22 protein-coding genes and 1 tRNA gene are annotated in these 22,231 nt (G+C 70.3%); 10 read left to right on the top strand and 13 right to left on the bottom strand.

All coding sequences use genetic code 11. The annotated features are described in order from the left end of the window. Position 1: 1 nt before the first annotated feature. The 5 genes from ACXJ3V_RS16375 to ACXJ3V_RS16355 form a co-directional block, all read right to left on the bottom strand. Positions 2–1,330, bottom strand: a complete 1,329-nt coding sequence (locus tag ACXJ3V_RS16375; RefSeq protein ID WP_457101401.1) for a homoserine dehydrogenase — start codon at positions 1,328–1,330, stop codon at positions 2–4. After that, complete coding sequence (gene lysA / locus ACXJ3V_RS16370; protein ID WP_457101400.1) at positions 1,327–2,748, bottom strand: diaminopimelate decarboxylase; 1,422 nt, start codon at positions 2,746–2,748, stop codon at positions 1,327–1,329. The genes ACXJ3V_RS16375 and lysA overlap by 4 nt, the downstream gene beginning before the upstream one ends. Before the next feature lie 172 nt (positions 2,749–2,920). Beyond that, a complete protein-coding gene (locus tag ACXJ3V_RS16365; RefSeq protein ID WP_457101399.1) occupies positions 2,921–3,736 on the bottom strand; it encodes an LmeA family phospholipid-binding protein in 816 nt (271 codons plus the stop codon). Between the two features lie 2 nt (positions 3,737–3,738). Continuing rightward, entirely contained in the window at positions 3,739–5,403 is a 1,665-nt protein-coding gene (argS, locus tag ACXJ3V_RS16360) for an arginine--tRNA ligase (RefSeq protein WP_457101398.1), read from the bottom strand. Between the two features lie 67 nt (positions 5,404–5,470). After that, positions 5,471–6,337: a transglutaminase-like domain-containing protein gene (locus tag ACXJ3V_RS16355; protein ID WP_457101397.1), complete on the bottom strand. Its 867-nt coding sequence runs from the start codon at positions 6,335–6,337 to the stop codon at positions 5,471–5,473. 135 nt (positions 6,338–6,472) lie between these two features. On the opposite strand from ACXJ3V_RS16355, the gene ACXJ3V_RS16350 reads away from it, so the two are divergent. The 3 genes from ACXJ3V_RS16350 to ACXJ3V_RS16340 all read left to right on the top strand — a co-directional run bounded on the left by ACXJ3V_RS16350 (position 6,473) and on the right by ACXJ3V_RS16340 (position 8,725). Continuing rightward, entirely contained in the window at positions 6,473–7,252 is a 780-nt protein-coding gene (locus ACXJ3V_RS16350; protein WP_457101396.1) for an SGNH/GDSL hydrolase family protein, read from the top strand. Between the two features lie 46 nt (positions 7,253–7,298). Continuing rightward, a tRNA-Arg gene (locus ACXJ3V_RS16345) sits at positions 7,299–7,374 on the top strand. Positions 7,375–7,486: 112 nt separating this feature from the next. After that, a complete protein-coding gene (locus tag ACXJ3V_RS16340; RefSeq protein WP_457101395.1) occupies positions 7,487–8,725 on the top strand; it encodes a Fic family protein in 1,239 nt (412 codons plus the stop codon). 23 nt (positions 8,726–8,748) lie between these two features. Here ACXJ3V_RS16340 and ACXJ3V_RS16335 read toward each other — a convergent pair whose 3' ends face one another. From ACXJ3V_RS16335 to ACXJ3V_RS16305, 7 genes are all read right to left on the bottom strand, one after another. Then, entirely contained in the window at positions 8,749–9,159 is a 411-nt protein-coding gene (locus ACXJ3V_RS16335; RefSeq protein ID WP_457101394.1) for a VOC family protein, read from the bottom strand. Between the two features lie 65 nt (positions 9,160–9,224). Then, entirely contained in the window at positions 9,225–10,313 is a 1,089-nt protein-coding gene (locus ACXJ3V_RS16330) for a DNA glycosylase AlkZ-like family protein (protein ID WP_457101393.1), read from the bottom strand. Positions 10,314–10,345: 32 nt separating this feature from the next. Further along, positions 10,346–11,692, bottom strand: coding sequence for a phosphopyruvate hydratase (gene eno / locus ACXJ3V_RS16325; RefSeq protein WP_457101392.1), 1,347 nt, complete (start codon positions 11,690–11,692; stop codon positions 10,346–10,348). Further along, on the bottom strand, positions 11,685–12,716 hold the full coding sequence (locus ACXJ3V_RS16320; RefSeq protein ID WP_457101391.1) for a phosphotransferase family protein: 1,032 nt from the start codon (positions 12,714–12,716) through the stop codon (positions 11,685–11,687). The genes eno and ACXJ3V_RS16320 overlap by 8 nt, the downstream gene beginning before the upstream one ends. Further along, positions 12,713–13,765, bottom strand: a complete 1,053-nt coding sequence (locus ACXJ3V_RS16315) for a mannonate dehydratase (protein WP_457101390.1) — start codon at positions 13,763–13,765, stop codon at positions 12,713–12,715. Before ACXJ3V_RS16315 ends, ACXJ3V_RS16320 begins: the two co-directional genes overlap by 4 nt. 24 nt (positions 13,766–13,789) lie before the next feature. Then, positions 13,790–14,605 carry an SDR family NAD(P)-dependent oxidoreductase gene (locus ACXJ3V_RS16310; RefSeq protein ID WP_457101389.1) on the bottom strand — a complete coding sequence of 272 codons (816 nt, stop codon included), beginning with the start codon at positions 14,603–14,605 and terminating at the stop codon, positions 13,790–13,792. Between the two features lie 29 nt (positions 14,606–14,634). Continuing rightward, positions 14,635–15,315: an RraA family protein gene (locus ACXJ3V_RS16305; protein WP_457101388.1), complete on the bottom strand. Its 681-nt coding sequence runs from the start codon at positions 15,313–15,315 to the stop codon at positions 14,635–14,637. An 84-nt stretch (positions 15,316–15,399) separates the two neighbouring features. Here ACXJ3V_RS16305 and ACXJ3V_RS16300 point away from each other — a divergent pair, with 84 nt between their 5' ends. From ACXJ3V_RS16300 to ACXJ3V_RS16270, 7 genes are read left to right on the top strand one after another with little or no spacing between them, the layout of a single operon-like run. Further along, positions 15,400–16,179: a GntR family transcriptional regulator gene (locus ACXJ3V_RS16300; RefSeq protein WP_457101387.1), complete on the top strand. Its 780-nt coding sequence runs from the start codon at positions 15,400–15,402 to the stop codon at positions 16,177–16,179. 47 nt (positions 16,180–16,226) lie between these two features. Continuing rightward, complete coding sequence (locus tag ACXJ3V_RS16295) at positions 16,227–17,090, top strand: SMP-30/gluconolactonase/LRE family protein (RefSeq protein ID WP_457101386.1); 864 nt, start codon at positions 16,227–16,229, stop codon at positions 17,088–17,090. Position 17,091: 1 nt separating this feature from the next. Further along, positions 17,092–18,048: a DUF4432 family protein gene (locus tag ACXJ3V_RS16290; protein ID WP_457101385.1), complete on the top strand. Its 957-nt coding sequence runs from the start codon at positions 17,092–17,094 to the stop codon at positions 18,046–18,048. A gap of 38 nt (positions 18,049–18,086) precedes the next feature. Next, a complete protein-coding gene (locus ACXJ3V_RS16285) occupies positions 18,087–18,941 on the top strand; it encodes a fumarylacetoacetate hydrolase family protein (protein ID WP_457101384.1) in 855 nt (284 codons plus the stop codon). Next, positions 18,938–19,711 carry an SDR family NAD(P)-dependent oxidoreductase gene (locus ACXJ3V_RS16280; protein ID WP_457101383.1) on the top strand — a complete coding sequence of 258 codons (774 nt, stop codon included), beginning with the start codon at positions 18,938–18,940 and terminating at the stop codon, positions 19,709–19,711. The genes ACXJ3V_RS16285 and ACXJ3V_RS16280 overlap by 4 nt, the downstream gene beginning before the upstream one ends. Continuing rightward, entirely contained in the window at positions 19,708–20,352 is a 645-nt protein-coding gene (locus ACXJ3V_RS16275) for a bifunctional 4-hydroxy-2-oxoglutarate aldolase/2-dehydro-3-deoxy-phosphogluconate aldolase (protein ID WP_457101382.1), read from the top strand. Before ACXJ3V_RS16280 ends, ACXJ3V_RS16275 begins: the two co-directional genes overlap by 4 nt. After that, positions 20,349–21,290: a sugar kinase gene (locus tag ACXJ3V_RS16270; protein WP_457101381.1), complete on the top strand. Its 942-nt coding sequence runs from the start codon at positions 20,349–20,351 to the stop codon at positions 21,288–21,290. The genes ACXJ3V_RS16275 and ACXJ3V_RS16270 overlap by 4 nt, the downstream gene beginning before the upstream one ends. Positions 21,291–21,297: 7 nt before the next feature. On the opposite strand, the gene ACXJ3V_RS16265 is transcribed toward ACXJ3V_RS16270, so the two are convergent. Then, positions 21,298–22,194: a CPBP family glutamic-type intramembrane protease gene (locus tag ACXJ3V_RS16265; protein WP_457101380.1), complete on the bottom strand. Its 897-nt coding sequence runs from the start codon at positions 22,192–22,194 to the stop codon at positions 21,298–21,300. Positions 22,195–22,231: the final 37 nt, after the last annotated feature.

Raw genomic sequence — 22,231 nt, 5'->3', positions numbered from 1 at the left:
GTCAGTCTCCTTCTACGCGCAGGACCGAGACGACGCGCTCCACGACGCCGCTCGCGGCGAGACGGTCGACCGTCTCGCTCAGGTCCTGCTCCCGTGCCTTGTGGGTTCCGATGACGAGGCGGGCCGTTCCGGAGCCCTCCTCACCGTCGCCGATGACGGTCTGCTCGAGGGTCGCGATCGACACGCGGCCCTCGCTGAGGGTGCCCGCGACGGTCGCCAGCACGCCCGGCCGGTCGTCGACCTCGAGCGTGATCTGGTAGCGCGTCGTGACGCGGCCGATCTCGACGATCGGCAGGTTCGCGCGGGTGGACTCCCCCACGCCGACCCCGCCGGCGATATGACGGCGGGCGGCCGAGACGACATCGCCGAGGACTGCCGAGGCGGTCTGCACGCCACCGGCGCCGGCGCCGTAGAACATGAGGTTGCCGGCTGCCTCCGCCTGCACGAAGACGGCGTTGTTCGCGCCGTGGACGCTCGCCAGCGGGTGGGCGCGGCTGATCAGCGCCGGGTAGACCCGCACCGAGATGGCTTCGCCGGTGCCACCGGCATCCGGTTCCCCGGTGAGTCGCTCGCAGACGGCGAGAAGCTTGATGACATACCCGGCGTGGCGGGCGGCATCCATCATCGACTTGTCGATGCCGGTGATGCCCTCGCGGTGCACGGCCTCGAGCGGAACCGTCGTGTGGAAGGCGAGGCTCGCGAGGATCGCGGCCTTCTGCGCGGCGTCGAACCCTTCGATGTCGGCCGTCGGGTCTGACTCGGCGTAGCCGAGGCGCTGGGCGTCGGCGAGGACGTCCTCGAGCTCGGCGCCCTCAGTGTCCATGCGGTCGAGGATGTAGTTCGTGGTGCCGTTGACGATTCCCATGATCCGCTGCACGCGGTCGCCGGCGAGCGAGTCGCGCAGCGGCCGGATGATCGGGATCGCCCCCGCCGCGGCGGCCTCGTAGTAGACCTGCGCTCCGACCTGGTCGGCGGCGTCGAAGATCTCGGGACCGTGCGTCGCGAGGAGCGCCTTGTTGGCGGTCACCACGTCCGCGCCGGAGTTGATCGCCTGCAGCAGGTAGGTGCGCGCGGGCTCGATGCCGCCCATGAGCTCGATCACGATGTCGGAACCGACGATGAGCGGCTCGGCATCCGTGGTGAACAGCTCGCGTGGCAGGTCCACTTCGCGCTGCGCGTCGATGTCGCGCACGGCGATGCCGGCGAGTTCGAGTGTCGCGCCCGCGCGGTCGGCGAGCTCGTCACCGTGACGCAGCAGAAGCGCGGCGACCTGGGAGCCGACGGCTCCGGCGCCGAGGAGGGCTACTCGCAGGCGGCGATAGTCAGTCATGCCTTGCCTTTCCCAGAAGTCGGTGTGACACCGGCGTCGCGCGCGAGCAGATCCTCGATCGTCTCGCCGCGCACGATGATGCGGGCCTTGCCTCCGCGCACGGCTACGACAGGCGCGCGCGGAACGTAGTTGTAGCTGCTGGCCAGCGCGAAGCAGTACGCGCCGGTCGCCGGCACCGCGACGAGGTCGCCGGGTGCCACGTCGCCGGGCAGGTACTCGGAGTCCACGACGATGTCGCCGGACTCGCAGTGCCGGCCGACCACGCGCACGAGGGCGGGCTTCGCGTCGCTCGTGCGAGAGGCGAGCCGGGCGGAGTACTGCGCGCCGTACAGCGCGGGGCGCGCGTTGTCGCTCATCCCGCCGTCGACGCTCACGTAGAGACGCGTGAAGTCGTCGTCCACCTGCACCGGCTTGGTCGTGCCGACCTCGTAGAGCGTGACGCCGGCGCGGCCGACGATCGCCCGGCCCGGCTCGAAAGCCAGGTTCGGGATCGGGATGCCGCGCACTTCGCACTCCTGGGCCACCGCGTCGACGATCCCGGCGGCGAGCTCCTCGATCGGCGTCGGGTCGTCGGTCGCGGTGTACGCGATCCCGAAGCCGCCGCCGAGGTTCAGCACGGGGATCTCGCCACCGGCGAGGAGTTCGGCGTGGAGTTCGACCACGCGCGCCGCCGACTCGCGGAAGCCGGCCGTGCCGAAGATCTGCGAGCCGATGTGGCAGTGCAACCCGATGAACGAGAGGCCGTCGATCTCGCGGATGCGCGCGACCGCAGCCGCGGCATCCGTCAGCGTGAAGCCGAACTTCTGATCCTCGTGCGCGGTCGCGAGGAAATCGTGCGTCTCGGCGTGCACGCCGCTGTTCACGCGCACCAGCACCGCCTGCATGGCGTCGCGGCGCTCGACGATCGCGGCGAGGCGCTCGAGCTCGATCCAGCTGTCGATGACGATCGAGCCGATGCCCACCTGGACGGCACGTTCGAGCTCGGCGACGGACTTGTTGTTGCCGTGGAAGCCGAGGCGGGCAGCGTCGGCGCCGGCGGCGAGGGCCACCGCGAGCTCTCCCCCGGTGCACACGTCGACCGCCAGTCCCTCTTCGGTGACCCAGCGGACCATCTCGGTGGACAGGAAGGCCTTGCCGGCGTAGTAGACGCGCGCCTGCGTGCCGTGCGCCGCGGCGGCGGCGCGGAACGCGGCGAGGGTGCGGCGCGCGGTCTGGCGCACCTCGTTCTCATCCAGCACGTAAAGGGGCGTCCCGAATTTCTCGCGCAGGGTCGTCACTGCCATGCCGCCCACCTGGAGCACGCCGTGCTTGTTGCGCTGAGCGCTGTCGGGCCAGACGGAGGGCACCAGCGAATTGGCATCGTCCGGCACGGCGAGCGCTGACCGATTCTCGGATCGGGTGTGCGGAGCGGCAGACACGGGTAGGACCAATCGGTGGGAGCTTCGACGCGTCGCCGTCCGGGCCTGACCCGGTTCGGCGGGTGCCGCGGCCGGATGACTCACTTGCCGGGCAGCCCTTGAAGTCTATGGCACGGCATATGCCGCCGCAGGCGCGCGCCGACCGACCCACGCGCCATGGAAGAGCTGAGGCTCACGCGCACGTGCCGTTCTCCTGCAGGGCGGGGTCGGCGATGATGCCGCCGTCGATGTCGAGCTCGGCGACCAGGTGGTCGCCCTCGACGACCACGCTGTCCAGAATCACGCCGGCCGGAATGTACTCGGCGATGCACACGGTCCACGGCCGCAGCACGGCGTCGGCGATCCGGCCGAAGCGATCCTTGAGGTCGGCGGCGGAGATCTCGGCTCCCCCCAGCTGCAGCCCCGCCGGGGTGAGGACGATGTCCCCGGCATCGGCGCTGGGGGTCAGTGCCACGCCGACCGGGAAGCCGACACCAAGCAGCTTGAGCTCGGTGTCGATCGTGACATCCGGGGCCGCCAGTCCCAGCGACTCGGCCGGGAAGCCGTCCACCGTCGACATGAGGTCGCGCAGCTGGGCTTCGTCGAGCCGGAGGGTGGCCGTCGCGGCGTCGGCTTCGAGTGCCCCGCGGATGGGAAGGCCCTCGATGCGCACCGTGACGTCGCCGGAGGCCGCGTCGAGCGGCACATCCTCCGAGGAGATCGTCACCTCGTCCAGACTGCCGGCGATCAGCTGCGGGAGCACGGCGCCTTCGACGACCACGTCCACCGGCTGGTCGGCGGGCAGCGCCAGGTTGGTGACGACCTGATCTCGGATGGTGTTCTCGACGACGGTGCGCGCGATCCACTCAGCGACGAACCACGCCGCCACGGCGAGCGCGACGACGATGATCGCGGAGACGATCCACGGCCACGCGCTTCGGCGGCGAGGCTGAGGCGCAGGCGCCCACTCCGAAACAGGCACGGTGGGCTGGGCGTCAGCGGCGCTCATGGCTACATCCTCTCGGGTGCCGACACGCCGAGCAGATCCAGGCCGTTGCGAAGCACCTGACCGGTGGCGTCGTTGAGCCAGAGCCGGGTGCGGTGCACCGCCTCGATCGGGTCGTCGCCCTGCGGGATCACTCGGCAGTTGTCGTACCAGCGGTGGTAGAGGCCGGCGAGCTCCTCGAGGTAGCGCGCGATGCGGTGCGGCTCGCGCACCTGGGCGGCGAATCCGACAGTGCGCGGGAACTCCTGGAGGGCGCCGAGCAGTGCCGACTCCGTCTCGTGCCCGAGCAGCTCAGGGGCGAATTCGCTGCGATCGACTCCGGATGCCGCGGCATTGCGTCCGACGTTGTGCGTGCGGGCGTGCGCGTACTGCACGTAGAAGACCGGGTTGTCGTTCGTGCGCTTCTGCAGGACGTCGAGGTCGACGTCGAGGTTCGAGTCGGTCGAGCTGCGCACGAGCGCGTAGCGCGCGGCATCCACTCCCACGATCTCGACGAGATCTTCGAGCGTCACGACGGTGCCCGCGCGCTTCGACATGCGCAGCGGCTGGCCGTCCTTCACGAGGTTGACCATCTGGCCGATGAGGATCTGCAGGTTGACACCGGGCTCGTCGCCGAAGGCTGCCGTCATCGCCATGAGCCGCTGGACGTAGCCGTGATGATCGGCGCCGAGCATGATGATGCACCGGTTGAACCCGCGCTCGCGCTTGTTCAGGTAGTAGGCGAGGTCGCCCGAGATGTACGCCGGCGTGCCGTTGGAGCGGATGACGACGCGGTCACGGTCGTCGCCGAAGGTCGTCGAGCGCAGCCAGACCGCGCCGTCCTCCTCGAAGATGTGGCCCTGCTCGCGCAGTCGCTCGACCGCGCGCTCAACGGCGCCGGATTCGTGCAGGTCGTTCTCGTGGAAGTAGACGTCGAAGTCGACGCCGAAGGAGTGCAGGCTCGCCTTGATCTCAGTGAACATGAAGTTCACGCCGAGCGCGCGGAAGGCCTCCTGCTTCGCGTCGGCGTCGAGTGAATCGATGTCGCCGTCATAGGCGAGCGCGACCCGCCGCGCGATGTCTTCGATGTAGCCGCCGCCGTAGCCGTCCTCGGGCGTCGTCAGGCCTTCGTGCGCGGCGACGAGGCTCCGCGCGAACCGGTCGATCTGGGCGCCGTGGTCGTTGAAGTAGTACTCGCGCGACACCGAGGCGCCCTGCGACTTCAGGATGCGGGCGAGCGAATCGCCGACGGCCGCCCACCGGGTGCCGCCAAGGTGGATCGGACCGGTCGGGTTCGCCGAGACGAACTCAAGGTTGATGATCTCGTCGGCGCGCGAGTCGTTCGTCCCGAAGGCGGCGCCGGCGTCGACGATCGTCTTGGCGAGCGCACCGGCGGCCGCGGCATCCAATCGGATGTTGATGAAGCCGGGTCCTGCAACTTCGACGGTCGCGACACCCGGCGTCGCGCCGAGGGCGACCGCGATCTCGGCGGCGAACTCGCGCGGGTTCGCGCCGACCACCTTGGCGAGCTTCATGGCGGCGTTGGACGCCCAGTCGCCATGGTCGCGGTTCTTGGGACGCTCGAGCGGGAAGTCGGATGCCGCGAGCCCGTCGGAGGAGCCGGGTCGGCGTGCCTCCGCGAGCGGGGCGATGACGGCGACGAGGGCGGCGGAGAGGGCTTCGGGATCCATAGCCTGTCAAGTCTACGGGCGCGGCCGGGCCGCTCCCCTGGGAGGCGCCTGTCCGACGCGACCTCAGTCAGGCCAGCTGAACCAGCGTGGTGAAGTCGTCGGGATCGAGATCGGATGCCTCGGCCTCCCACAGGTGCTCGAGGCGGTCGTCGCCTTCGAGGTCGTCGAGGGACGCGTCATCCGGGATCACCCAGGCGTCCACGCGCATGCGCGAGAGTCCGACGTGCCCGCCGTGGTAGCTCAGGAACGCGCAGTCGGCGGCGTCGCGGCCGGTGGCGATGCGCACGAGCGAGCGGCGGTCGGCAAGGCGGGTGCCGTCGATGACGTACCACGACCCGTCGAGGTAGGCCTCGGCCACGGCGTGGAAGTCCATCGGCTGGAGCCCGGGCGCGTAGCAGGCCGCGTACCGGGCCGGCATGTCCATGGCGCGCAGCAGCGCGATGACGACGTGCGCGTAGTCGCGGCAGACGCCCTGGCCGGTCATGAGCGTGGTCACTGCGCTGTCGGTGCCCTGGCTGAGCCCGGGCGTGTAGGTCGTGCTCGTGGCGACGAACTCGCTCACCGCCGCGATCAGATCGTGGCCGTGCAGCCCCTTGAACTGGCGACGCGCCTGCGAGAACACTTCGTCGGACTGGCAGTAGCGGCTCGGACGCAGGTAGGTGATCGCCTCGAGGTCGCTCGTGCGACTGGTCGCGGTGTGCCCCGCGACGGTCGCCTCGTAGCGGATCTCGAGCCGTCCGGCCTCGCCGGTGAGGCGGTGCAGACGGCTGCCGGACTGGTCGACGATCTCGGTCGGCGTATAGACGCGATCGCCCTGTATGAACGTCAACTCCTCGCGGACCACCGGCACCTGCTGGGCTGCGGTGATCGAGAGAATGAGGTCGATGGACGACCCCAGATCGAGGTCGAGTTGAGCGGTCACGAGGCGTTGCACCGAAGTATCCTCGCACGCGAAATCGGGTGCTCGATCACAGGCGTCTGAGTGGATGCCGTGACCTTCGGCACGCGTCCGTTTCCACCGGTTCCTAGCCGATGCGGTACGGGCCATTTCGTGACGTACTCTCGATGCGTGAACACGGCCGCCCGCACCCCCCTGAGTCGCTCGTGGTGGCTGCTGGCGGGGGCCGTCGCGGCGGTCGCGATCGCGTTCCTCATCGCCGCCGGGCGCACGACGGCGGCGCCGGCTGTGGCTGTGGCGGAGGGCGCGGCGGCGGTCGTCGCGCCGGCCCCGCTCGTGCTTCCCGAGCACGCCTCGGTGCTCGTCTTCGGCGACTCCTGGACCTACGGATCCGCGGCGACCGATCCGACCCTCGGCTACGCGTATGTGATCGGCCAGACGCTGGGCTGGGAGACCCACGTCGACGGCGTGCGCGGCAGCGGCTACCTCAAGCCCGGAATCGACGGCGGGAGCTTCGGCGAGCGCATCGCCGCCCTGGATCCGGGCCTTGATCCCGACCTCGTGATCATCGAGGGATCGATCAACGACCGGGTGCTCTACCCCGAGGGCTACACCGCCGCGGTGACCTCGGCGTGGGACGCGCTCAGCGCGCTGTACCCGGACGCTGCGATCGTCATCCTTGGCCCCGCGCCGCAGGTGCTCCCGGTGCAGCGCGCGACCGCTCGGATCGACGACGACCTGGCCCACCTCGCCGCCGACCGCGGGTGGTGGTACGTCTCTCCCGTGCAGGACGACTGGATCACCCCCGAGAACTACGGCTGGGTGATCGACGCGAGCGAGATCGGCCGCGATCATCCGTCGACGGCCGGCCACGCGTACCTCGCCGAGCGACTCGCGGACGCGATCGCCGCGATGAGCGAGGGCACCGACATCACCGCCGACGCGGGGTGACCGCGGGCAGGAACGCCCTCGGCGCGGTGATATCCTCGATCGGTACGCCTCCGTAGCTCAGGGGATAGAGCGTTGGTTTCCGGTACCAAAGGTCGCTGGTTCGATTCCAGTCGGGGGCACCAGTCGGGACAAGGGATCGCGGGCCATTCAGGCCAGGCGGTCCCTTTCTCGTATGCGCGGTGACAAACGCTTCTTACCAACATATATTGCACTAACTGTTGGTACAGTAGTTTCATGCCCGCACGTCCCGCCCACCCGAGCATCCCGATACCCGCGGTCTCACACGAGATTTACGAGTGGAAACCACGAGCCCCCGAGATGCACTCGCGCGCCGAGGTGCTGCGGCAGACCGGACCGTATGACGCCACCCTCACGGCACCGATACGGGATTGGGATCCCCGGATTCCGGGTGATGTCTCCGCCAACGTCGAGGACGCGACCCGGAGCCTTGTTGCGTTCGACAATCACGCGCGGAGCCGGCTGGGCACCGACAACCCTGCCCTCGGGCCGATGACGGCGATCCTGCTGCGCACGGAGTCGGCGTCCAGTTCGCAGATCGAGCAGCTGACGACCTCCGCGAGGCAGCTCGCCCTCGCCGAGATCGACGAGGGCGACAAGGCGAACGCGCTCACCGTGATCGGCAACGTCCGTGCCATGGAGGCAGCTCTGCGACTGTCGGACGACATCAGCGAGGACTCGATCCTCGCTATGCACAAGGCGCTGATGCTCCACCAGCGCGGCTTCGAGAAGGAGGCGGGGCACTACCGCTCCGAGCAGGTGTGGATCGGTCGCGGTGAGGCCGGCCCTCGCCTCGCGGAGTTCGTGGCTCCCCACCATGACCGCATTCCCGGTGCCATCGCGGACCTGGTGGGCTTCGTCAAGCGCGAGGACATCTCCGTGCTCGTGCAGGTCGCCGTTGCGCACGCCCAATTCGAGACCATCCACCCGTTTCCCGATGGCAACGGCCGGACGGGGCGCGCGCTCGCCCAATCCATCCTCCGCAACAAGGGACTCGTCGGGTCGACCGCTGCGCCGATCTCGGCCGGGCTCCTCGTCGACGTCGACCGCTACTTCGCCGCGCTGACCGCGTTCCGCGCCGGAGACGCCGAGCCGATCGTCGATGAGTTCGCCTCGGCGAGTCGGATCGCAGCGACCACCGGAACCCAGCTCGTCGACGACCTCGTCGCGCAACTCGAGGACTCCCGCCAGCAGTTGAAAGGTCTGCGCTCAGACGCCGCCGCATGGAAGATTCTCCCCGCTCTCGTCGGCCAACCCGCGATGAATACGAAGTACCTCATGAGCACACTCGGCTTGGGAGAGATGGCGGCACTTCGCGCGCTGGACGCCCTCACCGATCGCGGGGTGCTCACTGAGAGCACAGGAAGAAATCGGAACCGCGTGTGGCAGCACCGCGGAATCCTCGATGTGCTCGACGGCTACGCCGAGAAGATCAGACGGATGTCGGTGCGCTGAGTTCGACGTCGGCGACGACGAAGTCAGTGGAAGTCGGGCATGTACGACAGGCCCAGCAGCAGTCCCTCAGGGCTCAGCAGCCGCGCGGTGGTCTGACCCCAGGGCTCCTGATGGGCGTCCACGAGGATCCGGTGCCCCGCGGCGCGCAGTTCAGCCGCCCCATCGGCCACGGCGTCGGCTGACGCGACCTCGAGCTCGATCCACGCCTGCGGCACCGGCAGATCGGCCGGCCAATCCGGCGAGCCGAAGGTCGCCTCAGCTGCCTGCGCCAGCGGCCACAGGCCGAAGACCTTCGCGCCCGGGAGGTTCGTGGCGTGGTGGTAGTCCGGGGCGAGCTCCTCGAACTCGACGCCCAGGGCGCCTGACCAGAAGTCGTAGGTGCGAGCGGGGTCGGGGGCGATGGGGCCGAAGCCGGCGATGAAGAGGACCTCCATGCCCTCACCCTAGGGGCCGGCAACGCCGGCGCACAGGCTCTCGCGCAGGACGGGGCATCCGTCCGTCAGCGGAGGCCTTCGACCGCGACGCCCAGCCACTCCGCCAGCTCGGCGATCTCGGCGCGCACCATCTCGTCCTCTTCGGGCTCGAACGGCAGGAACTCGTGCACCGCGTTGACGCGGAGCACTTCGCGCACTTTGTCGACTTCGGCGTCGAGCATCCCCACGAAACGATCCCCCACCAGGATCGGGTGCGCGAAGTTGCCGTAGCGCCGCTGCGCCTTGGGCTTGAAATGCTCGTGCACGTAGGTGAACTCGAAGAGCTCCTCGAGCCGTTTGCGGTCGAACAGCAGTCGGTCGTAGGGATGCAGGAAGGCGACGCGACCGCCGTCGTCGTCGTCGGCTTCGAGGGCTTCGAGCGCCTCGGGGTCGACGCGCCACTTCCAGGTGCTGCCCTCGACCGTGGCCGGTTCGCCCGTCGTCTTGCCCACGCCGTTCCAAACCCAGTGCGGCTTCGCGATTCCGGCCGCCTGCAGGCTGCGCTCTTCGAGCAGGCGAGTCGCCTCGTCTTCGTCGAACTCGGGGAGGTCGCTCGGATACACCCGTTCCGCGAGATCCCACCGGCGATGACGCCCCTCGCGACCGACGATCGCGACCACGCCCAGCCGCAGCAGGAAGTCGAGCATGATCGGCACCTGGTTCGACCCCTCCCAGCCGTCCGGCGCGCGGCTCACCTGCGCGGTGTCGGGGATCTGGCTCGCCAGCAGCGGGCCCTCGGCGCGGAGCCGAGCCAGGATCTCCCGCCGGAACACCTGGTTGGCCGCGAGCCACTCCCGGTTGCTCTCCCGCCGCGGGAAGTGGCGCATGGCGGGCATCAGGAGCGGCAGCACACCGATGGGTCGGAAGGAGCCGTCGAACTCGAAGAGGAGCCGGTCGAGCTCGACGGCCTTCGTCAGCTGGCCGGGGTCGTACGACCAGCCGATCCGCGACCAGAGCACGGTGTGCTCGCACGGCGCGATCGCGGCAGCGGGGTCGATCTTGATCTCGCCGAGCTGCTCGGCGACTTCGATCACGTCTCCGGGGCGCGCGGCGTCCAACAGCTGCGCGCGCACGATGATCCGGCGTGCCTGGTCGCGTGTGAGCTCGTGCGTCACCCCTCGAGGCTAGCCATCACCCCCGACATCCGTCATGGGTGCGAGCGGAAGACCCGCATCCGGTCGCGCCTGCCTCCGCGCGCGGATTGGTCGACGAGGGACTCGCCCGCGTTCTCGCCTTCCGAGGCGGCCAGCGGGGCCAGCGGCACGCGGCCGAGCTCTTCGTCGATGCGAATCAGCTCATTCCACTTCGCCGTGCGCTCGCCCCGCGTGATCGAGCCGACCTTCACGACATCGGCACCCCATCCGGTCGCGAGGTGCGCCACCGAGATGTCCTCGCTCTCGCCGGAGCGCGCCGAGACGATGACCGCGAGATCGTTGTCGCGCGCGGCCCTGACGGCGTTCGCCGCACCCGTGACCGTGCCGACCTGGTTGACCTTGATCAGGACGGCGTCGACGGTCCTGTCGGAGGCGGCCTGTCGGATCCGTCCGGCGTCCGTCACGAGGTAGTCGTCGCCGACGACGAGCGTGCGCGTGCCGAGTCCCGCCACGGCCCGCCGCATTCCCGCGCTGTCGTCTTCGTCGGCCGGATCCTCCAGCGTGACGACGGGGTAGGTGCGGCAGATTCGCACGAGCTGGTCGATCCAATCCTCGCTCGAGAAGGTGACGTCGCCGACGCGGTAGCCGCCCGGATCGTGGAACTGACTGGCAGCGATGTCGAGTGAGATCCCGATGTCGATGCCGGGGATGAGTCCGGTGCGCTCGATGCCCGCTGTCAGCACATCGAGCGCGTCCTCGGTATCGGTCACTTCCGGCCAGTGCCCGCCCTCGTCAGCGACACCGCGCTTCGGCCCGCGCGCGGCCAGCACCTCCCCGACGGCGCGGTAGACCTCGGCGACGTGCACCAGGCCCTCCGCGATCGAGGTCGCCGACAGCGGCATGACCATGAAGTCCTGCACCGTCGTGCGGTGCGCGGCGTGCGCCCCGCCGCCGAGGATCTGGATCTGGGGGCGCGGGATGAACCGCGGCTGCGCATCCAGCACCTGCCACAGCGGGATGCCACGGCTCGCGGCGGCCGCGTGCAGCACCGCGAGCGAGACCGCCGTGGTGGAGTTGCCGCCGATCCCCGAGCGCTGCGGATCGGGGTCGAGTCGGTCGAGCGCACGGTCGGCGCCCTCCTGGTCGGCCACGTCGAGGCCGACCAGTGCCGGCGCCACGCGGGTGCGCACGAGCTCGACCGCCTGCGTCACGTCCCGCCCGCCCAACGCCGTGCCGCCGTCGCGCAGCTCGATGGCCTCGCGCCGGCCGGTGGAGGCGCCCGCCGGGGCGATGCCGCGACCGCGGGCGCCGCTCTCGGTGGTGATCTCGACCTCGACGGTCGGCACCCCGCGTGAGTCCCAGACGCGCCGCGCGCGGACCGATCGGATCGTGTCAGTCATGCACTTCTCCTTGTTCGTCCGCGACGTCCTCCCACGCGCGCCCGGTGACGAGCGCGGCGAGCGCGACCCGGCGCACGCGCGCGCGCGTGAGGGAATCGAGGTATTCAACGGGCGAGGCGCCCTCCACACGTGCGAGCAGCAGCGCCGGGATGATCCGGTCGACGCGGGCGGCGGCATCCGTCTGCTCCTCCCAGTCCACTTCGGCGAGGTATCCCGCGCGGAACGCATCGGATGCCGATCGCAGATCGGCCGCGCGGTCCGCAAGATGGAACTGCTTGAGCGCGAGATGCGTCAGGCAGAAGGCGGCGTCGAACGCTGGGTCGGACCACGTGGCGCACTCGGCGTCGAGGAACACCGGACGGTCGCCGACGAGGATGTTCTTCGGGCTCACGTCGCCATGCACCAGGGCGATCCGCGTCGTCCGAAGGCTCGCAACGACGGCGGCGAGCGGCTCGCGCGCCTCGGGCACGGCCGCCGCCGTGCGCAGCAGGTAGGGCTCGATGCGCAGCGACTCGAAGAGGTCCTGGTGGTCGAATCGCGACGCGAGGCCGGCGGTGCGCGCAGAGGCCGCGTGGATGCGGCCGAGGTCGGCGCCCACGGCACTCGCGAACGCGGCATCCACCCGCCCCGCCAGCAGCTCCGTCTTCCAGTTGCGGTACTGCGCAGGGTCGAGGTAGTCGAGCGCGATCGCAAACGTCCCGGCGTCGTAGCCGAGCACGCGGGGACAGGCGCCTGGTACGGCCTCGGCGACGTACTCGAGCCACGCCGCCTCGGACGCACCGCGGTCGATGGGCGCCTGCCAGTCGGCGGCGACCTTCAGCCGCTCGCGCGGGCGCTTCAGGACGAGGGCGCGATCGCCGGTGCGGATCAGCCAGATGTCCGACGAGACACCGCCGGACAGCGGCTCGGCCGAGACCTCCTCGGCTGCGCCGAGCAGCCCCATGTCCGCGACGAGGCCGATCGCGGTGGCCCGGCTCTCGTCGTCGGCCTCCGCCGCGACGGCTGCGGCCTGGTGCGCGGTCATGACCGCGCGGAGGGGTGCCCGTATGCCGACTGCTCGAGACCGCGGATGTAGCCGATGGCGAACAGGCGTCCGAGGGTCTCGTAGCCCGGGCGGTTGTTGGACTCCCCCTCGAGCGTCGGCACGTGGTCGGGGCGCATCGCGCCGCCGAATCCGATCTCCTGGTACGCCTCCATGCACGCCGGCATGTCGGTTTGCCCCGCGTCGTGGAACGTCTCCTGGAAGGCGTCCGGCGTGCCGCGCACGTCGCGGAAGTGCACGAACGGGATCTTCTCGGTGCCGAACTCGCGGATGAGGTCGGGGATCGACGATGTGCCGTCCAGCACCTCCGGCATGAGGGCGAAATTGCCCTGGCAGAACGTGATGCCGTTGTACTCGGACGGATACAGCGAGAGGAGGCGGCGGAACGCCGCTGCCGAGCTCATGATGCGAGGCAGGTTGCGGTCCACCTGCTGCGGCGGGTCGTCCGGGTGCATCGCGAGGCGCACACCGGCCTCTTCTGCGATCGGCACGACCGCGTCGAGGAAGTACTGGAGCCCGGCCCACATCTGCTCGCGGGTGACCTCGCCGGGCTGGACAAGCGGGTCTTTGGACTGGGCGATGGCGCGGTCGTAGCCCGTGACGTAGGCGCCGCCACGGTCGGAGATCGCGATGTCGGTGCGCCCCCAGCTCGAGAGCGCCATCCAGTTGTAGGCGAGCGTCGGGATGCCGAGCCGCCCCATCGCACGGATCTGGGTGATCACGTGGTCGATCTGCTCGTCGCGTCCGTCGAGGCCGAGGCGGACCTTGTCGATGGGCGCGGTGTCTTCAAGCGCGACCAGCCGGAAGCCGTAGTCGTCGTAGGTCTCGATGTTCTGCTTGAGGGCCGCTTCGCTCCACGGCACCTCGTCGCGGTCGTCCGACTTCCATCCGCCGGCCCCCACGGAGGCGAACATCCGCTGGTCCTGCTCGGCGCCGTTGAGGACGCCGACCACGTTGTCGACGCCGACCTGGCGGATGAGCTTCCATGATGTCTCGGGGCGTGGGGGGAGGAATTCGCTGAGCTGGATCATTTCTGTCGTCCTATTCGGGGGTGGTCAGTCTTTGGCGGGGAGGGCTGCCGCGATGCGGGCGAGCAGGCCGCCGTCGACGCGCAGTTCGGAGCCGGTCACGAAGCTCGCGGCGTCGCTCGCGAGGAACGACACGGCTTCGCCGATCTCCTCGGGCTGCGCCACGCGCCCGAGCGCGTGCATCGTCCCCCAGTTGGCGATGGTCCGCTCGACGCCATCCGGAGTGCCGTCCGACCACTGCGCGGCGGAGGTTCGGAGCATGGGCGTGTCGACCGAGCCGGGGGCCACGGAGTTCACGCGCACGCCGTGCAGGGCCTCGTCTACCGCCATCGCGCGGGCGAGCGAATTGAGCGCGCCCTTGCTGGCGGTGTACGCGACGACGTTGTTCTGCGTCGCGGTCGCCTGCACCGACGAGATGATCGTGACCGTGCCGCGCTGGGGACGGATGTGCGGCAGCGCCGCCCGTGCGGCGAGGAAGACGCCGCGCACGTTCACGCCGAACACCTCGTCCCACGTCTCGATCGAGGTGTCGACGGCATCGCCGTAGCGCTGGATGCCGGCAGCCGTCACCAGGTGATCGAGACGCCCGAACTCGTCGATCGCACGCTGGACCGCCGCCGCGCTCGTCGCCTCGGCATCGACCGGACCGAACGTGCCGACGGCGCGGCCCCCGGCATCCCGGATCAAGGCCACCGTCTCGTCGACGAAGTCCTGAGTCAGGCCGTGCACGACGACCGCGGCCCCGCGGGCGGCCAGGGTGCGGGCGATCCCGCGTCCGATCCCCTGCGAACCGCCGGTGACCAGCGCCACCTTGCCCTGGTGAACCTGCTCGGCGGCGCTCATGGAGGCTCCTTCGATGTGTGCGGCGGCCATCACAGCACCCCGTAGCGGACGAACGCCTCGGTGGCGCTCATGCCGCCCTCGATCGCATGCCGAACGAGATTCTCGGTGGACGCCTTCTCCAGCGCCGCCTCGATGACCTCCACCTCGAGCTCCTGCGGAACGATCAGCACGCCGTCGATATCGCCGACGACGAGGTCTCCCGGCGTGACGCGCACCTGCCCGATCTCGACCGGGGTGCGGAAGTCGTTCACGATCGTGCGGACGCTGGAGTCCTGCGCGTAGCAGCCGTGACTGAAGACCGAAAAGCCCTGGCCGAGCACCTTCTCGGTGTCGCGATGGTACCCGTCGACGACCGCGCCGACCGCACCTCGGGACTGCGCTGTTGCGGTGAGGATCTCGCCCCACATCGCCGCGTCTGAGCCGGTGCGCGGGGCGAGGTAGACATCGCCCGGCTCCAGCTGATCGAGCGCCTCGGTGAGGAGCCCGAAGGGCTTGCGCTGCGGACCGTAGACGTCGGCGATGACCACGGGCATCGCCCGGCCCACGATCCGCATCTGCGGCGTGAGCGGTCGGATCTGCGGCGGCAGGAACTGATGCGTACGACCGAGTCGATCGAGGATGTCGCCGATCACGGCGGTGTACAGGCGGGTGCGGACGAGCTCGAAGAGCTGGGCCTCGGTGGCCGCCACCATGTTCGCCGGTGTCATCATCAATCTCCCTTGAACGCGATGATTGCGGCAACCATAACCGACTTGTATACTTGTATGCAAGCGCTTCGCGATGATGGGAACGGCATGGTTATGAACCACGGGGAGAGTGCGGCGCCGGCCGAAGAGAACGGCGCGCGCAACCTGGCCCGCGCGCGTTCCATGGCGACGCTGGGCGATATCTCCTCGGTCTCGGCGACCTCGACCCGCAGCCGCAGCCGCATCTCCGACGTCGTCTACGACGAGCTCAGCGAGGCGATCCGCGACCTGCGACTGCCCCCGGGCGCCGCCCTCTCCGAGCCAGGCGTCGCGGCATCGCTCGGCGTCAGCCGTGCGCCGGTGCGCGAAGCCTTCACCCGTCTCGCCGATCAGGGGCTCGTGACGATCAGGCCTCAGGTCGGGACGACGGTGGCGCCGATCGCGATGGTCGAGGTCAACGACGCCGTCTTCATCCGCAGCGCCTTGGAGAAGAGCGCGTTCCAGCGCGCCATCGGCCTCGAGGATCTCGATGTGTCCGAGCTGCAGGCCCTCGTCGACCGGAATCGGGATGCCGCGGCCCGTGGCGATGTCGAGGACTTCTTCCGGTCCGACGAGGAGCTGCACCAGCTGGTGTTCGCGATCGCGGGAGTGCCGCGCATCTGGCAGGTCGTGCGCGGCGCGAAGATCCACCTCGACCGATTACGCCGGCTCAACGTGGGGGGCGCCCTGGCGAACCCGGAGATCCCCGCCGAGCATCAGCACATCGTCGACGCGATCCGCCTGCGCGACGAGCCGGGCGGCCTGACCGTCATCCACCGGCACTCCACCCGGATCCTCGCCGACACCGAGAAGATCCGACTCGAGCACCCGGACTACTTCATCTCATGACCGCCAGCACCGACACGCCGACCACGGCGACCGAGAGGAACCCTCAGATGACCGAACACGTCAGCGTCGCAGTGTCGCGGCGCACCGAGTGCGGGGAAGGACCGGTGTGGGATGCCACCGCCGGCCTCGTGCACTGGGTGGACATCATCCCGGGCGAGATCCTCGCCACCGATCCGGCCACCGGCGTGACCACCACGCGCACGTACCCCGAGATGGTGGGCGCTGTCGCTCAGCGCACCGACGGCGGACTCGTGGCGGCCGTGGCGTCGGGCTTCGTAGGCTTCGGCCCGGACGGCGAGATCGATCACCGCGTCGACTGCCTCCCGGTCGGCGTGCGGATGAACGACGCCAAGACCGACCCGGCGGGCCGCTACTGGTCGGGCAGCTGCGCGATGGACTTCGCCGCGGGTCGCGGCGGCCTCTGGCGCCTCGACGACGACTTCGAGGCGACACTGGTCCTGCCGAACCTGACCCAGCCGAACGGCATGGACTGGAGCCCGTCGGGCGACACCTTCTACCTGGTCGAGACGCAGGCTCGGCAGATCCTGAGCTTCGGGTTCGACCTGGCGACCGGATCGATCGAGCCCAACGCCTCGGTGCTCGTGGACGCCGACGCCTTCCCCGGCTATCCGGACGGGCTCTGCGTCGACTCCCGCGGGCACCTCTGGGTCGCGGAGTTCGCCGGCTCCGCCGTGCACGAGTTCACGCCCGACGGCGAGCGGGTGCGGAGCGTGCCGATCCCCGCCTCGCAGACCACGTCCTGCGCGTTCGTCGGCCCGGACCTCGACGAACTGTGGGTGACCTCGGCGGGCGTCGGGATCGACCCCGATCTCGAGCCCGAGGCAGGTTCCACCTTCCGGGTGACCGGCCTGGGAGTCACCGGCCGCGCCTCGACGCCGTTCCGCTGCTGACATGGCGATCACCCTTCGCTCCGCATCGCTCGAAGTGCGCGTCACCCCCGAGCGCGGCGCCGACATCGCGCAGATCGTCGACCGCGTCACCGACACGCCGCTCCTCAGCGTCTCGCCGACGAGGCTCGCCCGCTCGGTCTCGACGCCTGCCGACTCCATGGCGGCCTGGATCCAGGGGTACCCGGGCGGCTGGCAGCTCCTCGCCCCCAACGCCGGGCCAGAGCGGACGCACGACGGCGTTCGTCAGGGCTTCCACGGTGAGGCATCCCTCGCGATCTGGGACGTGCTCGCCCAGGATGCCTCGTCCTGCGAACTCGAGACCCACCTGCTGACCGCGCCGCTGCACCTGCGCAGGGTGGTCACGCTCGCCGCTGACACGCTCACCGTGTCCGACACGGTGACGAACCTCTCCCCCGACCCGGTCTGGACGCGCCTCGTGCAGCATCCCGCCTTCGGAGCGCCGTTCCTCGACGAGGACAGCTACCTGGTCCCCGGCGCGGGGACGATCGTCACCGACGCCGACGCACCGGGTTCGATGGCCGGCACGGATGTCGTGGGCCCTCCGCAGGAGGTCCTGCCCGAAGGGCCCGTTGGCGGCAGCATCCGCCTCCCCGGCAGCGGATCGGGCGCATCCCTCTTCGGCGCGCTCACCGACTTCACCGATGCCGGCGTGCTCTTCGCCAGCCCCCGCCGCGGTTTCGGCATCCGGCTGCGATGGAACCGGGATGTGCTGCCGCACGCCTGGATCTGGATCGAGGCGAACGCCGGAGCGGGGTGGCCCTGGTTCCGGCGCCTGTATGCCGTCGCGGTCGAGCCGGCCAACGTGCTGCCCGGCGACGACGATGCGGCGATCGGCGGCCACCGACGCGGCGGCCCGGGGACCGAGATCCCGCCGGGCGAGTCGGTGACCATGACGGTGACCCTCACGCGGGAACCGCTGCATCCCTCCACCGCCTGACCTATCCACACGCAAACCAGCGACGAGCAAGGACGACAATGAAATTCGGACGAATCGGAGACGTCGGGGCGGAGATCCCCGTCGTCTACTTCGAAGGACGAGCCTTCGATCTCAGACCCCTCACCCACGACATCGACGGCGCCTTCCTCGCGAACGACCCGGTCGGGCAGGTGGATCGCCGTCGCGCAGAGCTGGCGGAGATTCCGGATGCCGCCTCCCGCCGCATCGGCGCGCCCGTGGCCCGACCGGGGTCGGTGTACTGCATCGGCATGAACTATGCCGCGCACGCCGCGGAAGGCGGCAGCGAGCCGCCGAAGGAGATCATCGTCTTCCTGAAGCCCGCCAATACCGTGGTCGGGCCGGACGACGAACTCGAGCTGCCCGCCGGCAGCGACGCCGTCGACTGGGAGGTGGAGCTCGCCGTCGTCATCGGCGCGCGCGCCTGGCAGCTCGCCTCGAAGGCCGAGGCGCGCGCCCACATCGTGGGGTACGCCGCGGCGAACGACCTGTCCGAGCGCACCTGGCAGCTGCAGCGGTCGGGCGGGCAGTGGTCGAAGGGCAAGGGCGCCCCTGGCTTCTGCCCGCTGGGCCCCTGGCTGGTCACCGCCGACAGCGTCGACCCCGACCACCTGCGCCTGCAGAGCTTCGTCAACGGCGAGCCGCGGCAGGATTCGAACACGTCGGACATGATCTTCGATGTCGACCAGATCGTCGCCGACCTCAGCCAGTACGTCGTGCTCGAGCCGGGCGATGTGATTCTGACGGGCACGCCGGAGGGCGTCGGGCTGTCCGGCAGGTTCCCCTACCTGGGCGACGGAGACATCGTGGAGATCGCCGTCGAGCAGCTCGGCCGCCAGCGGCAGGCCTGCGTCGCCGCGGTGGTGACGGCGTGAACGCCCCGCAGGGAGACATCGCGGCGGGCTTCGGCGGCACGGTCGCCATCGTCACCGGCGGAGCGTCGGGGATCGGCCTCGCCACCACCCGGCGGCTCCTCCGGGAGGGCGCTCGGGTCGCCGTCTTCGACCGCCAGCCCGCCGACATCGAGTCGGACGACTTCATCAGCGAGATCGTCGACGTGGGCGACTCCGCCGCGATCGAGGCCGCTGTCGCCCACGTGGTCGGGCGCTGGGGACGGCTCGACATCCTCGTCAACTCCGTCGGGGTCGGCGCCGCAGGCACGATCCTCGACAACGACGACGACGAGTGGCACCGGGTCTACGACATCAACGTGCTCGGGACCGTGCGCACGATCCGGGCGGCGCTCCCCCACCTGATCGCCTCGCGGCCGGCGAGCGTCGTCAACGTCGGGTCGGCGGTCGCGCTGACCGGCTTCCCGAATCGGGCTCTCTACACCGCGACGAAGGGCGCCGTCGTCTCGCTCACGCGGGCGCTGGCTTCCGATCATCTCCGCGACGGTGTGCGCTTCAACGCCGTCTGCCCCGGCACGACCGAGACGCCATGGATCGGGCGGCTCCTGGATGCCGCCCCCGATCCCGCGGCCGAGCGGGGCCTGCTCGAGGCCCGCCAGCCGCACGGCCGGCTCGTCTCCGCCGATGAGGTCGCAGATGCGATCGTGTACTTCGCGAATCCCTCGGCCGGCTCCACGAACGGCGTGGTGATGTCGGTGGATGCCGGCATCGAGTCGCTGTATGTGAGCCGGTGAGGGCGGTGCCCGGGGGTGGCGCGCCAGCCGATCCCGCCGATGTCGAGGCGGCGATCAGGGCGCAGGGCGGTGTTCCGGTGCTGCGTGCGGCGACCGCGGACCTGGCCCACACCGCGAGCACCCGGCTGATCGAGGCCGGCCTCTCCGTCATCGAACTGACGGCGACCACTCCGAACTGGGCACAGCTGCTGCACACCCTCGTCCGCGAGCACCCTGAAGCTGTGATCGGCATGGGCACGATCACGACGGCCGAGGACGCCGCGCTCGCGTGCGAGGCGGGGGCGCGATTCCTCGTCAGCCCCTTCCCTGTCGAGGACGCGCGACGGATCGCGCAGCAGGCGGACACGCTCTTCATCGGCGGCGGCTTCTCGCCGGGCGAGGTGGCCGCCGCGTCGCGCTTCGGCGTGTGCAAGCTCTTTCCGGCGCACGTCGGCGGCATCGGGTACCTCAAGACGCTCCGCGCGATCCTGCCGGAGGCGCGCATCATGCCCACGGGCGGCATCGGCCTCTCGGCGGTCGGCGAGTGGCTGCGCGCGGGGGCGTTCGCGGTCGGGGTCGGCAGCGACCTGTCGAACGCACCGGATCTGGATGCCGCGGCATCCGAGCTCCTCCGCCAGGTGCAGCTCGGGCGGTCGGCATGACGCGCCTCATCGCGATCGGCGAGTGCATGGCCGAGCTCACCCGCCGCGGCGGCACGGCGATGACCCTGGGGTTCGCTGGGGACACGTTCAACACGGCGGTCTACTTCAAGCGCCTCGCGGGCGATGACGCCGCTGTGGGCTTCGTCACCGCGGTGGGCGACGATGCGCTCACCGCCGACCAGCTGGCGTTCATGGACGCCGAGGGCATCGACGTGCACGCCCAGCGCGTCGGCGGTGGCTCCCCCGCGCTGTACATCGTCTCCACCGACGACGTCGGCGAGCGCACCTTCACCTACTACCGCGACGCCTCGCCGGTCCGCCGGCTGCTCGACCCCGAGCACGACGAGGGCGCCAGGATGCGCGACCGCATCGGCGAGGTCCTGCGGGCAGCCGACATCATCTACCTCTCCGCGATCACGCTGCAGCAGCTCGTCCCCGCCGCCCGCAGCATCCTGCTCGACCTGGTCGCCCGCGCCCGCGACGGTGGAGCGCTCGTGGCCTTCGACAGCAACTACCGCCCGCGCGGCTGGCCGTCAGTCGATCACGCGAGCTTCGCCGTCCTCGCGGCTGCGGCGGTGACCGACATCGCACTGCCGTCCCTCGCGGACGAGCGGCAGCTGTTCGGCGGCGGCGACGCCGCGGCGGTCATCGCACGCTATCGCGAGGCCGGTGTGCAGGAGGTGGTGGTCAAGGACGGCGGCGGCGACATCGTGGTCGGAGTGGGCGACACCCTGCACCGGTTCGCCGGCGCACCCATCCGGCGCCCGATCGACACGACCGGCGCAGGCGACTCGTTCAACGCCGGCTACCTGCACGCACGGGCGAACGGCGCCTCCGTCGCGGATGCCGTCGCCCAGGCATCAGCCGTATCCCGTACGGTGATCGGCCACCCCGGCGCAATCGTCGACCGCGCGGTGTCGCTCGGCGTGGATGCCTGAATCTCGCTCAGACGAGGAACAGCCAGTCGAGCATGCCGGGATTGTGGGCGTGCACGAGCACGAGGAACACGACAGCGTCGAACAGCAGGTGCACCGTCACGACGTACGCGAGCGACCGGGTCTTCATGAAGATGAATCCCTGGAGCAGCGCGAACGGGATCGTGAGCAGCGGTCCCCAGGCGCGATAGCCGAGCTCCCACAGGAATGACACGAACACCACCGCCTGCAGCGTGTTCGCCTGCCAGAACGGGAAGTGGCGACGCAGCAATGCGAACACGGTGCAGATGAAGAAGAGCTCGTCCCAGATGCCGACCGCGCCGACGCCGACGAAGAGGCGCGCGATGAGGTCGGGCTCATCGACCGTCGGCCAGTTGAGGTAGACGCCCGACGTGATGAAGTAGAACGGCAGGATCAGCCACCCGAGCACGAGCACGCTGGCGAGCCACGACCACTGGAAGCGCGTCCATCGTCCGCCGCCGCGCCACGGGAACCTGATCGCACGGTCCCGGTAGGCGTACCGCGAGACGACGTACGGCACGACCACCGCTCCCCCCAGCGCGACGGCGAAGCGCAGGAAGGCCGGATTGTCGAGCTCCGCGGCGAGCGGGATGGCGCTCACGATGAGCAGGCCCGCCGCGATCAGCGAGAGGTCGCGCACGAGACTCGGCGGTCGGACGGATGCCTCGGCCCCACGCAGCGCGGATGCCGCGGCATCCGTCGTCCGCACGGCGCGGCGCTCGACCGACCAGGCGCCGGCGAGCGCCGCCGCCAGCAGCGCCCAGCCCACCCACGGCACGCGGAGCACGAAGAAGGCCGGCGCGGAGAGGCACGCCAGGAGCGCGGGCGCGAGCCCCCACGACCAGGCGGGATGCACGACCTCCGTTGCTGCCGGGTGGGCGGGCATTCAGCGTCCCCGCACGACGGCGGCGCCGGCCGGGCTC

Source organism: Microbacterium sp. P5_E9, from assembly GCF_054049175.1.
The sequence above is the reverse complement of the archived record's forward strand: the minus strand, read 5'-3'. Positions and strand labels throughout refer to the sequence as shown.

Excerpts from the sequence above, each read along its gene's own strand:
- ACXJ3V_RS16375 (WP_457101401.1), bottom strand. The coding sequence starts at position 1,330 with ATGACTGACTATCGCCGCCTGCGAGTAGCCCTCCTCGGCGCCGGAGCC.
- ACXJ3V_RS16365 (WP_457101399.1), bottom strand. The coding sequence starts at position 3,736 with ATGAGCGCCGCTGACGCCCAGCCCACCGTGCCTGTTTCGGAGTGGGCG.
- argS (WP_457101398.1), bottom strand. The coding sequence starts at position 5,403 with ATGGATCCCGAAGCCCTCTCCGCCGCCCTCGTCGCCGTCATCGCCCCG.
- ACXJ3V_RS16340 (WP_457101395.1), top strand. The coding sequence starts at position 7,487 with ATGCCCGCACGTCCCGCCCACCCGAGCATCCCGATACCCGCGGTCTCA.
- ACXJ3V_RS16335 (WP_457101394.1), bottom strand. The coding sequence starts at position 9,159 with ATGGAGGTCCTCTTCATCGCCGGCTTCGGCCCCATCGCCCCCGACCCC.
- eno (WP_457101392.1), bottom strand. The coding sequence starts at position 11,692 with ATGACTGACACGATCCGATCGGTCCGCGCGCGGCGCGTCTGGGACTCA.
- ACXJ3V_RS16320 (WP_457101391.1), bottom strand. The coding sequence starts at position 12,716 with ATGACCGCGCACCAGGCCGCAGCCGTCGCGGCGGAGGCCGACGACGAG.
- ACXJ3V_RS16315 (WP_457101390.1), bottom strand. The coding sequence starts at position 13,765 with ATGATCCAGCTCAGCGAATTCCTCCCCCCACGCCCCGAGACATCATGG.
- ACXJ3V_RS16310 (WP_457101389.1), bottom strand. The coding sequence starts at position 14,605 with ATGAGCGCCGCCGAGCAGGTTCACCAGGGCAAGGTGGCGCTGGTCACC.
- ACXJ3V_RS16305 (WP_457101388.1), bottom strand. The coding sequence starts at position 15,315 with ATGATGACACCGGCGAACATGGTGGCGGCCACCGAGGCCCAGCTCTTC.
- ACXJ3V_RS16300 (WP_457101387.1), top strand. The coding sequence starts at position 15,400 with ATGGTTATGAACCACGGGGAGAGTGCGGCGCCGGCCGAAGAGAACGGC.
- ACXJ3V_RS16295 (WP_457101386.1), top strand. The coding sequence starts at position 16,227 with ATGACCGAACACGTCAGCGTCGCAGTGTCGCGGCGCACCGAGTGCGGG.
- ACXJ3V_RS16290 (WP_457101385.1), top strand. The coding sequence starts at position 17,092 with ATGGCGATCACCCTTCGCTCCGCATCGCTCGAAGTGCGCGTCACCCCC.
- ACXJ3V_RS16285 (WP_457101384.1), top strand. The coding sequence starts at position 18,087 with ATGAAATTCGGACGAATCGGAGACGTCGGGGCGGAGATCCCCGTCGTC.
- ACXJ3V_RS16270 (WP_457101381.1), top strand. The coding sequence starts at position 20,349 with ATGACGCGCCTCATCGCGATCGGCGAGTGCATGGCCGAGCTCACCCGC.
- ACXJ3V_RS16265 (WP_457101380.1), bottom strand. The coding sequence starts at position 22,194 with ATGCCCGCCCACCCGGCAGCAACGGAGGTCGTGCATCCCGCCTGGTCG.